Source organism: Pseudoduganella sp. GW821-FHT05F09, from assembly GCF_059419605.1.
In genome coordinates, this window is sequence record NZ_JBWKSD010000012.1 from 82,201 (window position 1) to 94,688 (window position 12,488).

General features: G+C 65.9%; 10 protein-coding genes. 6 read left to right on the forward strand and 4 right to left on the reverse strand.

Going from position 1 to position 12,488, the window contains the following annotated elements:
* Positions 1–121: 121 nt before the first annotated feature.
* On the forward strand, positions 122–1,723 hold the full coding sequence (locus AC07S4_RS28605) for a methyl-accepting chemotaxis protein (RefSeq protein WP_494989826.1): 1,602 nt from the start codon (positions 122–124) through the stop codon (positions 1,721–1,723).
* Between the two features lie 6 nt (positions 1,724–1,729).
* Here AC07S4_RS28605 and AC07S4_RS28610 read toward each other — a convergent pair whose 3' ends face one another.
* Positions 1,730–2,620, reverse strand: a complete 891-nt coding sequence (locus AC07S4_RS28610) for a LysR family transcriptional regulator (RefSeq protein ID WP_494989827.1) — start codon at positions 2,618–2,620, stop codon at positions 1,730–1,732.
* A 74-nt stretch (positions 2,621–2,694) separates the two neighbouring features.
* Positions 2,695–3,186, reverse strand: coding sequence for a hypothetical protein (locus AC07S4_RS28615; RefSeq protein WP_494989828.1), 492 nt, complete (start codon positions 3,184–3,186; stop codon positions 2,695–2,697).
* A 133-nt stretch (positions 3,187–3,319) separates the two neighbouring features.
* On the opposite strand from AC07S4_RS28615, the gene AC07S4_RS28620 reads away from it, so the two are divergent.
* Genes AC07S4_RS28620 through AC07S4_RS28635 form a run of 4 tightly spaced genes read left to right on the forward strand, consistent with a single transcriptional unit; the run spans position 3,320 to position 9,435 of the window.
* Positions 3,320–6,787: a response regulator gene (locus AC07S4_RS28620; protein ID WP_494989829.1), complete on the forward strand. Its 3,468-nt coding sequence runs from the start codon at positions 3,320–3,322 to the stop codon at positions 6,785–6,787.
* Positions 6,788–6,797: 10 nt separating this feature from the next.
* Positions 6,798–7,631 carry a CheR family methyltransferase gene (locus tag AC07S4_RS28625; RefSeq protein ID WP_494989830.1) on the forward strand — a complete coding sequence of 278 codons (834 nt, stop codon included), beginning with the start codon at positions 6,798–6,800 and terminating at the stop codon, positions 7,629–7,631.
* A complete protein-coding gene (locus tag AC07S4_RS28630) occupies positions 7,628–8,251 on the forward strand; it encodes a chemotaxis protein CheB (RefSeq protein ID WP_494989831.1) in 624 nt (207 codons plus the stop codon). Before AC07S4_RS28625 ends, AC07S4_RS28630 begins: the two co-directional genes overlap by 4 nt.
* Positions 8,251–9,435: a hybrid sensor histidine kinase/response regulator gene (locus AC07S4_RS28635; protein ID WP_494989832.1), complete on the forward strand. Its 1,185-nt coding sequence runs from the start codon at positions 8,251–8,253 to the stop codon at positions 9,433–9,435. The genes AC07S4_RS28630 and AC07S4_RS28635 overlap by 1 nt, the downstream gene beginning before the upstream one ends.
* Here the strand turns inward: AC07S4_RS28635 and AC07S4_RS28640 are convergent.
* Positions 9,432–11,135, reverse strand: coding sequence for a methyl-accepting chemotaxis protein (locus AC07S4_RS28640; protein ID WP_494989833.1), 1,704 nt, complete (start codon positions 11,133–11,135; stop codon positions 9,432–9,434). The genes AC07S4_RS28635 and AC07S4_RS28640 overlap by 4 nt on opposite strands.
* A 191-nt stretch (positions 11,136–11,326) precedes the next feature.
* Here AC07S4_RS28640 and AC07S4_RS28645 point away from each other — a divergent pair, with 191 nt between their 5' ends.
* Positions 11,327–11,785 (forward strand): DUF2244 domain-containing protein, encoded by a 459-nt coding sequence (locus tag AC07S4_RS28645; RefSeq protein WP_494989834.1) that lies wholly within the window; start codon positions 11,327–11,329, stop codon positions 11,783–11,785.
* Here the strand turns inward: AC07S4_RS28645 and AC07S4_RS28650 are convergent, their stop codons facing one another.
* Positions 11,786–12,409, reverse strand: coding sequence for an OmpW/AlkL family protein (locus tag AC07S4_RS28650; RefSeq protein ID WP_494989835.1), 624 nt, complete (start codon positions 12,407–12,409; stop codon positions 11,786–11,788).
* Positions 12,410–12,488 lie beyond the last annotated feature (79 nt).

The following is a 12,488-nucleotide window of genomic DNA, read 5'->3' on the forward strand; positions in this document are numbered from 1 at the left end:
AGGTCAGATTTGCGCAACACCCCGGCCCGCGAGGCCGGGGCCGCGCTATCAATTAAGTAGTTTTCCTGCCGGCATTAGGAGTATTCTTGTTTTACAAGAACATTTCGTGGAGACGGCAGTGATGAATCTTTCTTTCCGCCAGAAGCTGTGGGTGCCCCTGATCTGCAGCCTGTTCTGCATTACCGCCATCTTCCTGCACGACGCCGTCCAGCTGCGCAACACCCGCATCGAGGAGCGCATGGCCGACCTGGCCAACCTGGACGACATGGGCATGAGCGTGCTCAAGCTCTACGGCGACAAAGCCCAGTCCGGCGCACTGAGCAAGGAAGACGCCCAGAAGCAGGCCATGGCCATCATCAAGACCCTGCGCTACGGCAAGGACGGCTATCTGTCCCTGACCAGCAATGCCGGCGTCACCATCATGCACCCCATCAAGCCTGAGAATGACGGCAAGAACATGATGGACTTCAAGGACCCCAAGGGCACCTATCTCTACCGCGACATCGTGGCCGTGGCCAACAGCCCGGCCGGCACCGGCTTCGTGAAATACTGGTGGCCGCGCCCCGGCGCCAAGGAAGCGGTGCCCAAGCTGAGCCACGTCATCAGCTACAAGCCGTGGGAGTGGAACCTCATCACCGGCGTCTACATGGACGACATCGACGACGCCTTCCAGGCCAACCTGTTGAAGTCCGGCGGCGTGCTGCTGGCGCTGTGCCTGGTACTGTCCGGCATTGTCAGCTATATCAACCGCAGCCTGCGCCACACCATAGGCGGCGAGCCCGAATACGCGGCCGAAGTGGCGGCGCGCATCGCCAAGGGCGACCTGAGCGCGTCCGTCAACACCAGCCCGAACGACAGCAGCAGCGTTTTATATGGCATGAAGGCGATGCAGGCCAGCCTGGCTTCCACCATCGGCGAGATCCGCCGCAGCGCGGACACCATCGCCACCGCCTCGTCGGAAATCGCGAGCGGCAATATGGATTTGTCGGCGCGCACCGAATCGCAGGCCAGTTCGCTGGAAGAAACCGCCGCCTCCATGGAGCAGCTCACCACCACCGTCAGCCACAACGCCGACAACGCGGCCGAAGCGAACAAGCTGGCCAAGGCCGCGTCGCAAGTGGCGCAGCAGGGCGGCGCCGTGGTGTCCCAGGTGGTGCAGACCATGGACACCATCAACAGCTCGGCCACGCGCATTGTGGACATCATCAGCGTGATCGACGGCATCGCCTTCCAGACCAATATCCTGGCGCTGAACGCGGCGGTGGAGGCGGCGCGCGCCGGCGAGCAGGGACGCGGCTTCGCGGTGGTGGCGAGCGAAGTGCGCAACCTGGCGCAGCGTTCCGCCTCGGCCGCCAAGGAGATCAAGGAACTGATCAACGACTCGGTGGGCAGCATCGAGGCCGGCAGCGCGCTGGTGGCCAAGGCCGGCGCCACCATGGACGACGTGGTGGGCAGCGTGGCCAAGGTGACCCATATCATGGGCGCCATCACGGCCGCCACGGGCGAGCAGAGCACCGGCATAGGCCATGTGAACCAGGCCATTACCGAGATGGATTCGGTAACCCAGCAGAACGCGGCGCTGGTGGAGCAGGCAGCGGCGGCGGCGGGCGCCATGCAGGAGCAGGCGGCCAACCTGGCTGCGCTGGTGTGCCGCTTCCGGCTGACGGCGCAGGAAACGGGTGTGCCGAAGGCGGCGGCGGGCTATGCGGCGCTCACGCGCTAATCCGCCCTACTTCGCAAACAGCTCCACCACGAAGTCCACGAACGCCTTCACCTTGGCGGCGCGCTGGTGCTTGTGCTGGTACAGCACCGACACATCCGGCCCCGCCGCCTGCCAGTCCTGCAGCAGCGGCACCAGCGCGCCGCTGCGCAGCGGCTCCCGCAGCGACACCGACATATGCTGGACGATGCCGGCGCCGGCTTCGGCCGCCGCGATCAGCGCCTCCACGTGGTCCATCGCCACCTTGCCTTGCGGCGTGAAGCTGTAGGCCTCGCCCTCGTGCTGGAAGCGCCAGGCGCGCACCTGGCGCGACTTCGGATACAGGAAATTCAGGCAGGCGAAATCCCCCAGCTGCTCCGGCGCCTGCGGCACGCCGTGCCGCTTGATAAACCCCGGCGAAGCGCAGGTGATGTACTGCGTGCCGCACAGCGTGCGCGCCACCAGCTGCGAGTCCGGCAGCTCGCCTATGCGCAGCAGCACGTCCACGCCTTCCTCCACCATGTCTATCATACGGTCGCCCGCAGTCATCTTCAGGGTGATGTCCGGGTAGCGCGCCATGAAAAGGGGCAGCGCGGGCGCCACGTAGAGCCGCGCCAGGATGCCCGGCATGTCCACCCGCAGCACGCCGCGCGGCTGCTGCGCGGACTCCTGCAGGCTGTCCTCCAGCTCGCCCATGTCGGTCAGCAGGCGCAGCGCATAGGCATGGCACTGCCGGCCCTCGCCGGTGAGCGACATGCTGCGCGTGGTGCGGTTCAGCAGCTTCACGCCGAAGTGCGCCTCCAGCGCCGCCACCTGGTTGGTGACGGAGGAGGTGGAGATGCCCAGCTTGTCCGCAGCCCGGCTGAAACCGCCGGTCTCCACCACGGTGCAAAACACCTTCATTGCATCCAGCCGGTCCATGGCCGCTCCAGTCGTGTGATTTTTCCGCCGCCGCGCGCCTTGGCGCCGGGGTGTACGCCGCCGGCCGGCGTGGTCTAGTTGGCCGGGGCCGGCGCCGGGGCGGGAGCCTGCGGTGCTGCGGGCGCTGCGGGGGCGGCCGGCGCCGGGGCCGGCGCGGCGGCGGCCGGCTCGAACACCAGTTTGTTGTCCACCACCTTGAATTCGCCCACCTTGGTGCCGGTGGCGGGGCCGTTCTCGCTCACCAGGGCGCAATTCTGCGTCTCCACCTGCCACACCTGGTCGCCCGAGCGCAGGCTCCAGAAGTTGTCGGGCGAGGAAAACACCTCCACGTCTACCTCGTCCAGCAGCATTTCGCCCATGGGAATCTGGCGCTGGCAATCCGGCATGCGCGTCGCAACCAGGGTCAGGCGCGCATTGTCGTTCCAGAAGTAGTCCTGCTCGCGCCGCAGCGACAGCGTGTGGCTGTTGTTGGCGCCTTCCACGTAATAGGTGGCGCTGTCCCTGGCGCAGCCGGTCAGCAGCAAGGGAAGCAGCAAGGGAGGCAGCACGGTCAGGATCTTACGCATGGCGTCACTTTCGAATGGGGTGAAACCATTATAGCGGCGCGCATGCATCCCCGCACTATTGGCAATTAACCAACGGACTTTCGTGGTGATGGGCTACACTCGTGTATTCCTATGCAACCGGGGCAGTGTAGTCATGATGGGAACTTCCGTGCACGACGATAACAGTTTTCGCCGCATCCTTGCGCGCAACATCACAATGCCGTTGGTGGCGGGCGTGGTCAACGTGGGTGTATTCATCGGCATCCTGGCCTATCTGCTGAATGTGCTGAACTGGGTGGAGCACACCGAGCGCGTCATCGGCAACGCCAACGAGATCGGCCGGTTGATGGTGGACCAGGAGTCCGGCATGCGCGGCTTTGCGCTCACCGGGGACGAAACCTTCCTCGCCTCCTACAAGCTGTCCAAGCCCAAGATGGCCACTGCGCTGACCACGCTGCGCGAACTGGTGTCCGACAACCCGGTGCAGGTGAGCCGCGTGAACAATATCGCCGCCCAGCAGCAGCAATGGGACACGTTCGCGCAGGAAGTCATCAACCTGCGGCGCAGCAAGGGGGACTACCTGGAACCCATCAAGGCCGGCCGCGGCAAGCTGGAATTCGACGAAGTGCGCAGCCTGTTCCAGGCCTTTGTCATCAGCGAGCAGCGCCTGCTGGCCGAGCGGCGCTCCGACGCCAAGGCCGTCACCGCTTTCGCGGTTACCGCGTTCCTGATGATCAGCCTGATCGTCAGCGGGCTGCTGGCGCTGTTCGGCCGGCGCGACATGCGCAAATTGTCGGACACCTATGGCAAGGCCCTGCAGGAACAGACCGAGCATGCCGAGCGCTTGCAGCAGCAGGCCTGGCTGCGCACCGGCCAGACCCAGCTCGCCCAGCAGGGCATAGGCCAGATGGCGCTGCCGCAGCTATCGGCGGCGCTGCTGCAATTCCTGTCGCGCTACATGGACGTGGCGGTGGGCGCCCTGTACGTGCGCGAGCAGGACGGCAGCCTGCGCCGCGTGGCCTGCTACGGCTACAGCCGCGAGGACGAGGAGTACGGCGTGGTGCTGGCGCCCGGCGACGGCCTGCCGTGGCAGGCTGTCCAGCAGCGCCGCCTGATCCAGCTGGGCGACGTGCCGGAAAACTATGTGAAGATCAGCAGCGGCATGGGCGCCGCCGCGCCGCGCCATCTGCTGCTGGCGCCGGTGGACAGCGACGGCGAAGTGAACGGCGTGCTGGAGCTGGGCTTCTTGCAGCCGGTGACGGAGCGCCAGACCGATTTCATCAAGCTGGTGAGCGGCAATGTGGGCACCGCCATCGAAGCCACGCTGGCGCGCCAGCGCATTGCGGAAGTGCTGGCCGAAACCCAGCAGCTGAACGAGGAGCTGCAGGTGCAGCAGGAGGAACTGCGCACCGCCAACGAGGAACTGGAAGAACAGTCGCGCGTGCTGGAGGAGTCGCAGGCCAGCCTGGAGAACCAGAAGGCGGAGCTGGAGCAGACCAACGAGCAGCTGGCCGAACAGGCCCTGGCGCTGGACCAGAAGAACGAGGCGCTGGGCGAGGCCGGCCGGCAGCTGGAGGAGCGCGCGCTGGACCTGGAGCGCGCCAGCCAGTACAAGTCGCAGTTCCTGGCCAATATGTCGCACGAGCTGCGCACGCCGCTCAATAGTTCGCTGATCCTGGCCAAGCTGCTGTCCGAAAACGCGCAGGGCAACCTGAACGAGGAGCAGGTGCGTTTCGCGCAAACCATTTACGGCGCCGGCAACGACCTGCTCAACCTGATCAACGACATACTCGACATCGCCAAGGTGGAGGCGGGCAAGCTGGAACTGGCGCCGGAAGAGCTGAATCTGCGGCAGGTCATGCGTGGACTTGAGCAAGTGTTCCAGCCGCTGGCGCAGCAGAAGCGCCTGGAGTTCGTGGTGGAGCTGGCGCCGGGCGTGCCGGAGTCGGTCTACACCGACCGCCAGCGCCTGGAGCAGATTCTGAAAAACCTGCTGTCGAACGCCATCAAGTTTACTGAAACGGGCCGCATAGCGCTGCGCGTGTCGGCCGACGCGGCGGGGCAGCTCGGCTTTGCCGTCAGCGACTCCGGCATCGGCATCCGCCCCGAGCAGCACGAAGCCATTTTCGCCGCCTTTCAGCAGGCCGACGGCACCACCAGCCGCCGCTACGGCGGCACCGGCCTGGGGCTGTCGATTTCGCGCGACCTGGCGCGGTTGCTGGGCGGCGCCATCGCGCTGAGCAGCCAGCTGGGCAAGGGCAGCACTTTCACGCTCACGCTGCCGGCGCAATGGGCCGCCCCTGCCCCCGCGCCTGCGGCCGCCGCGCCGGCCACGCAAGCGCCGGCCGCCTTTGTGCCCGCCGCGCCCACCGCCGCCGCCACGCCGGCGCCGTCCGCTTCGCCGCGCGCCTTCGACGACGACCGCAACCTGCCGCCACCGCCCGACCGCCTGGTGCTGGTGGTGGAGGACGAACCGGCTTTTGCCCGCATCCTGTACGACCTGGCGCGCGAGATGGGCTACCGCTGCCTGGTGGCCTTCGCCGCCGACGAAGGCCTGCAGCTGGCCGAACAATACCGTCCCGACGCCATCCTGCTCGACATCCGCCTGCCGGACCGTTCCGGCCTGTCCGTGCTGCAGCTACTCAAGGACAATCCGGCCACCCGCCACATTCCCGTGCACGTGGTGTCCGCATCCGAAAACGGCGAAGCGGCGCTGCACATGGGCGCCATCGGCTTTGCGCTCAAACCGGCCACGCGCCAGCAGCTGGTGGACGTGTTCCACAAGCTGGAAAACAAATTCACACAGAAGATCAAGCGCCTGCTGCTGGTGGAGGACGACGCCCGCCAGCGCGACAGCGTGGTGGCGCTGATTTCGGATGACGACATCGACATCACCGCCGTCGAATCCGGCGAGGAGGCGATGGCGCTGCTGCGCACCACCGTTTTCGACTGCATGATCATCGACCTGAAGCTGCCCGACATGCAGGGCAACGAACTGCTGCAGCGCATGTCGCAGGAAGAGATCGCGTCCTTCCCGCCGGTGATCGTGTACACCGGCCGCAACCTCACGCGCGCCGAGGAAGCGGACCTGCACAAGTATTCGCGCTCCATCATCATCAAGGGTGCGCGTTCGCCCGAGCGCCTGCTCGATGAGGTGACGCTGTTCCTGCACAAGGTGGAATCACAGCTCTCCAGCGAACGCCAGACCATGCTCAAGACGGTGCGCAGCCGCGACCGCGTGTTCGAGGGCCGCCGCATCCTGCTGGTGGACGACGACGTGCGCAACATCTTCGCCCTCACCAGCGCGCTGGAACAGAAGGGCGCCACGGTGGAAATCGCCCGCAACGGCGTGGAGGCCATCGACAAGCTGGACGCCCTGCCGGAGATCGACCTGGTGCTGATGGATGTGATGATGCCGGTGATGGACGGCCTGGAAGCCACGCGCCGCATCCGCGCCGACGCCCAGGGCCGCTTCGCGCGCCTGCCCATCATCGCCATCACCGCCAAGGCCATGAAGGACGACCAGGAACAATGCCTGGCCGCCGGCGCCAACGACTACCTGGCCAAGCCCATCGACCTGTCTCGCCTGTACTCGCTGCTGCGCGTGTGGATGCAGCCATGAGGAGGCAGCCATGACCCAGGCACCGCAGCGCAGCAGCGCGGATATCGAGCTGGCCATGCTGATGGAGGCCATCTACCTCAAGTACAGCTACGATTTCCGCGACTACACCGGCGCCTCGCAAAAGCGCCGCGTGCTGCACGCCATGGGCGAGATGAAGTGCGCCACCATCTCCGAACTGCAGTCGCGCGTGCTGCACGATCCGTCCGCCTTCACGCAGCTGCTGCAATACCTCACCATCCCCGTGACGGAGATGTTCCGCGACCCGGCCTATTACGCCGCGCTGCGCGAGCACGTGGTGCCGGTGCTGTCCACCTATCCGTCGCTGAAGATCTGGGTGGCCGGCTGCAGCACCGGCGAGGAAGTCTATTCGCTGGCCATCCTGCTCAAGGAGGAAGGCCTGCTCGAACGCAGCATCATCTACGCCACCGACATCAACCCGCAGTCGCTGGAAAAGGCCAAGAAGGGCGTGTTCCCGCTGGAGAGCATGCGCGACTACACCGCCAGCTACCAGGCCGCCGGCGGCAAGCGCGCCTTCTCGGACTACTACACGGCGGCCTACAACGCGGCCCTGTTCGACCGCTCGCTGATGGAGAACGTGACCTTCGCGGACCACAGCCTGGCCACCGACAGCGTGTTCGCCGAGACGCATCTGATCAGCTGCCGCAACGTGATGATCTACTTCAAGAAGAAGCTGCAGGAGCGCGCGTTCGGGCTGTTCCACGAGTCGCTGTGCCATCGCGGCTTTCTTGGCCTGGGCAGCAAGGAGAGCATAGACTTCTCCGCCTACGGCCCGCGCTTCGAGCCGGTGGTCAAGCGCGAGCGCCTGTTCAGGAAGCTGTCGTGAACGCGCCGGCCCACAGCCACGTGCAGGCCGCGCTGGAAGGCCGCGCCTTCGAGGCGGTGGTGATAGGCGCCTCGGCAGGCGGCGTGGCGGCGCTGCTGGACATCCTGCCCGGCCTGCCGGCGGAGGCGCCGCTGCCCATCGTGGTGGTGGTGCACATGATGCCGAACCGGCACAGCCAGCTGGCCGAGGTTTTCGCCCAGCGCATGGCGATGGCGGTGGTGGAAGCGGAGGACAAGCAGCCGCTGGAGGCAGGCACGGTATACTTTGCGCCGTCCGGCTACCACTTGTCGGTAGAATCGGAACGCTGCTTATCGCTGAGCTGCGAGCCGCCGCACCAGTTTTCGCGCCCGGCCATCGACTTCGTCATGGCCTCGGCGGCGGACGTGTACGGCCCCGCGCTGGTTGGCGTGCTGCTCACCGGCGCCAACCACGACGGCGCGGCGGGACTGGCCGCGATAGGCGAGGCGGGCGGCCTGACGGTGGTGCAGGACCCCGCCGAGGCGCAGGTGGGAGTGATGCCGCGCGAAGCCATCCGGCTGCGCGCGCCGGATTTGATATTGCCGTTGCGGGACATCCGCCACCTGCTGGTGGCACTGGAGACGACGTTGGAGAAACGCTGATGCTGGAACGGACCAAGCTGCTGATCGTGGATGACCTGCCGGAGAACCTGCGCGCGCTGCAGGCGCTGCTGCGCGACGAGGAGCGCACCGTGTACCAGGCCACGTCCGGCGACGAGGCGCTGGCGCTGCTGCTCGAGCACGACTTCGCGCTGGCCATCCTGGACGTGCAGATGCCCGGCATGGACGGCTTCGAGCTGGCGGAGCTGATGCGCGGCACGGAGAAAACGCGCCACATCCCTATCGTGTTCGTCAGCGCGGCCGGCAAGGAGCTGAATTACGCCTTCAAGGGCTACGAGGCGGGCGCGGTCGATTTCCTGTACAAGCCGCTGGACGGCGACATGGTCAAGAGCAAGGTGAACGTGTTCGTGGCGCTGCACCGGCAGCGGCAGGAAACGCAGCGCCAGGTGGTGGCGCTGGAGAAGGCGCGCGCCGAGCAGGAGGCCACGCTGCAAGCGCTGCACCTGGCGCAGGAAGACCTGCAGCGCGCCCTGCGCACGCGCGACGAATTCATGTCGCTGGTGGCGCACGAGCTGCGCACGCCGCTCAACACGCTGTCGCTGGAAACGCAGCTGCGCAAGCTGCAGATCGAGCGCGGCCTGCAGGAGGGCTTCAATCCCGAGGTGTGGAAAAAAATGGTGGCGCGCGATGACCGCCAGATCCAGAGCATGATACGGCTGATCGACGACATGCTGGACGTGTCGCGCATCCGCAGCGGCAAGCTGTCGATACGGCCGGCCGAGACGGAACTGGCCGGGCTGTTGCAAAGGGTGGTGGCCGACCTGTCGCGGCAGGCCCGCGAAACCGGCTGCGAAATCACGCTGAAAGCGGAGCACGAAGTGCGCGGCCACTGGGACGAGTTCCGTATCGAGCAGGTGATCGTCAACCTGCTGACGAACGCGCTGCGCTACGGCTGCGGCACGCCGGTGGAAGTGAAGCTGGAGGCTGACTGGCGCGCCGCGCGCATCACGGTGAGGGACGGCGGCAAAGGCATGACCGACGAAACCCAGGCCCGCATATTCGAGCCCTTCGAGCGCGGCATGGACACGGGCGTGAGCGCCGGCCTGGGGCTGGGCCTCTACATCTCGCGCCAGCTTGCGGAAGCCCACCAGGGCACGCTGAGCGTCAGCAGCGCCCCCGGCGACGGCTCAACGTTCACGCTGACCTTGCCGCGCGCGGCGGCTTAAAACTCCTCCCAATCGCTTTCGGCAGGCTTGCCCGGCGCCAGCCGCTGCGCAGGCTTGGCCGGCGCGCGCACGGCAACGGAACGCGCCGGAGCCGCAGCAGCAGCCTTGGCCGGCACTGGCGCGCTGCGCCGTGGCGCCGGCGCCGCCGCGGCATGTGTCCCGGTCTTGAAGAAGCCCACTACGGTGGCCAGATTGCCCGCCTGCTCCTGCATGCTCTGCGATGCGGCCGCAGCCTGCTCCACCAGCGCCGCGTTCTGCTGCGTCACTTCGTCCATCTGCGAAATCGCCGCGTTGATCTGTTCGATGCCCAGCGTCTGCTCCTGGCTGGCGGACGTGATCTCGCCCATGATGTCCGTCACGCGCTGGATGCTGTTGACGATGTCGCCCATGGTGCTGCCCGCGTCGTTCACCAGGCGCGAGCCGGTGTCCACATTGGCCACCGACGCGTTGATCAGCTCCTTGATCTCCTTGGCCGCCGCCGCCGAGCGCTGCGCCAGGTTGCGCACTTCGGACGCCACCACCGCAAAGCCGCGTCCCTGCTCGCCCGCGCGCGCCGCTTCCACCGCCGCGTTCAGCGCCAGGATATTGGTCTGGAAAGCGATGCCGTCGATGACGCCGATAATGTCCACGATCTTGCGCGAGGAATCATTGATGGTACCCATGGTGTCCACCACCTGCGCCACAATGTCGCCGCCCTTGACCGCCACCTCCGACGCGGACTTGGCCAGCGTATTGGCCTGGCGCGCATTGTCCGCGTTCTGCTTCACTGTGGAAGTGAGCTCCTCCATCGACGACGCGGTTTCCTCCAGCGAGCTGGCCTGCTCCTCGGTGCGCGAGGACAGGTCCAGGTTGCCCGCTGCGATTTCGCTCGACGCGGTGCTGATCGCGTCGGTGCCGGTACGCACCTGGCTCACCACGTTGAGCAGGCTGTCGTTCATGGCCTTGAGCGCGTTCAGCAGGCGCCCGGTCTCGTCGCCGCCGCCGCTTTCGATATGCGAGGACAGGTCGCCCGAGGCCACCGTCTCCGCCACGTCCACCGCCTTGTTCAGCGGGCCGGTGATGGAGCCGGTGATGAACCACGCCACGCCGGCGCCGATGACGATGGCGGCGGTACCCAGCACCAGCATCAGCATTTTCGAGCTGGAGTAGACCTGTTCCACGTCGGTGCCGGCGTCGGCGGCCAGCTTGGCCTCGTAGCTGACGAAAGCGTCCAGCGCCTTCAGCACCGCGTTCAGCGACGGGCCGGTTTCCTTGATCAGGAAGGCGGTCGCGTCCTGGATCTCGCCTTCCTTGCGCAGCTTCACCAGCTCGTTGTTCTTGGCGGCGCCGGCCTTCAGCGCGTCGTCCACCGCCGCCATCAGCTGCTTCTCCTTGTCGTCGGACAGCAGCTTGAGCATGGTCTCCTTGGCGGCGCCGTACTTCTTGCGCGCGTCGGCGATTTTTTCCAGCTCGGCGTTCATTTCCGGCGTGCCCGGCACCACGATCATGGTGGTCAGCGCCAGGGAGATGTTGCGCACATTGTCCACCATGGTGTTGGCGGCGGCCATCTTCACATTCTTGTCGTGCACGATGTCGTTGGTGCGGCTGCCGATGCGCGACAACGAGCTCAGGCCCAGCACCAGCATCGCCGTCAGCAGCGCCAGCACAACCGCGAATCCCACGCCCAAGCGGGCTCCTATCTTCATGTTTGAAAGTAGCATGTCATCCCCAGTGAGCTGATTGTTATAGCCTGCTATTGTTCCTCAAAAAAAGCGGAGGGCGGAGCATTATTATGCGCGGACCGGCGCTTATGTAATTTGTTGTCGTTCGGAAACAACGACAAGCGGGTTTTGCGCCGGCCGCAGCAGTCGTAGAATAGATGAAAAGCGCAGCAAAAAAAGGAGGCGGCGTCGTGCGGCGTGACCTTGATAGACGCGAGTGGCTATGGCGGCGTAACTGTTCGCTGACGCCGCGCCAGACGGTGGCGGCATGGGCCATGCTGTGCGTGCTGTCCCTGGCCGTGGCTGCGGTGTTCCTGCTGCACGGCATATGGCAGGTGCTGTGCTTCACCGGCGTGGAACTGGCGGCGGTGACGGCCGCCTTCCTTTGCTATGCGCGCCATGCCTCCGACTACGAACAAGTGGTGCTAACCAGCGGCTGCCTGGTGGTGGAGCGGGCCAGCGCGGGGAAAATAGCGCAGACCCGTTTCGTGCCCGGCCGCACCCGCATCGGCATGCCGGAGCACGCCGGGGAACTCATCACGCTGGAATCGGGCGGCGTAACGCTGGAGGTGGGGCGCTACGCGCTGGCCCCGCAGCGCGCGGCCTTTGCCAGCGAACTGCGCATGGAGCTGCTGGCGGGACGGTTCTGATCAGAAGCGGTAGCCCACGCCCACCGCCAGCAGTACCGGGTCCACCTTCACTTTGCTGATGATGGCGCCGGCGCTATTGACGTCGCTGCGGATCTGCACCTTCTTCAGGTCCACGTTGAGCGACCAGTTTTTATCCAGCGTGAAGTCCGCGCCCGCTTGCAGCGCCAGGCCGAAGCTCTTGTGTTCCAGGCCGGCGGCGCCGTTCAGGATGCGCACATCGGACATGGTGGTGTAGTTCAGGCCCGCGCCCACGTAAGGCCGGAACTGCGCGTCCGGCAGGAAGTGGTACTGCGCCAGCAGCGTGGGCGGCAGGTGCTTCATGGTGCCGATGCTTTTACCGTCCAGTAGCACGTCGTGCTTTTGCGGATAGGTCAGCACCAGCTCGGCCGCGAACTGCGGCGCGAAGAAGTAGGAGATGTCGATTTCCGGGATGGTCTTGCTGTCTATGGTAAGGCGGTTGGCTGCGCCGGTGCCGCCGACGGGGTCGGATTTATCGGCCGGGTCCAGATGCACGGCGCGCAAGCGCACCAGCCAGGGACTGGCTTCCGCTGCCGCCGCCTGGCCCATGGCCAGGGTGGCGAGACTCATCAGGACTGCTGCTGCCGTTGCTTTTGCGTACTTCATATACATCCTCTCTGCTTCATCGTTAAGTAATGCGCACAGTGTATTGATGCGCATCAACGACTACCTTGATGTAAGTCAA

Bases quoted from the DNA above. Each gene is read 5' to 3' on its own strand.
- AC07S4_RS28605 (WP_494989826.1), top strand. From the start codon at position 122: ATGAATCTTTCTTTCCGCCAGAAGCTGTGGGTGCCCCTGATCTGCAGC.
- AC07S4_RS28610 (WP_494989827.1), bottom strand. From the start codon at position 2,620: ATGGACCGGCTGGATGCAATGAAGGTGTTTTGCACCGTGGTGGAGACC.
- AC07S4_RS28615 (WP_494989828.1), bottom strand. From the start codon at position 3,186: ATGCGTAAGATCCTGACCGTGCTGCCTCCCTTGCTGCTTCCCTTGCTG.
- AC07S4_RS28620 (WP_494989829.1), top strand. From the start codon at position 3,320: ATGATGGGAACTTCCGTGCACGACGATAACAGTTTTCGCCGCATCCTT.
- AC07S4_RS28625 (WP_494989830.1), top strand. From the start codon at position 6,798: ATGACCCAGGCACCGCAGCGCAGCAGCGCGGATATCGAGCTGGCCATG.
- AC07S4_RS28635 (WP_494989832.1), top strand. From the start codon at position 8,251: ATGCTGGAACGGACCAAGCTGCTGATCGTGGATGACCTGCCGGAGAAC.
- AC07S4_RS28640 (WP_494989833.1), bottom strand. From the start codon at position 11,135: ATGCTACTTTCAAACATGAAGATAGGAGCCCGCTTGGGCGTGGGATTC.
- AC07S4_RS28650 (WP_494989835.1), bottom strand. From the start codon at position 12,409: ATGAAGTACGCAAAAGCAACGGCAGCAGCAGTCCTGATGAGTCTCGCC.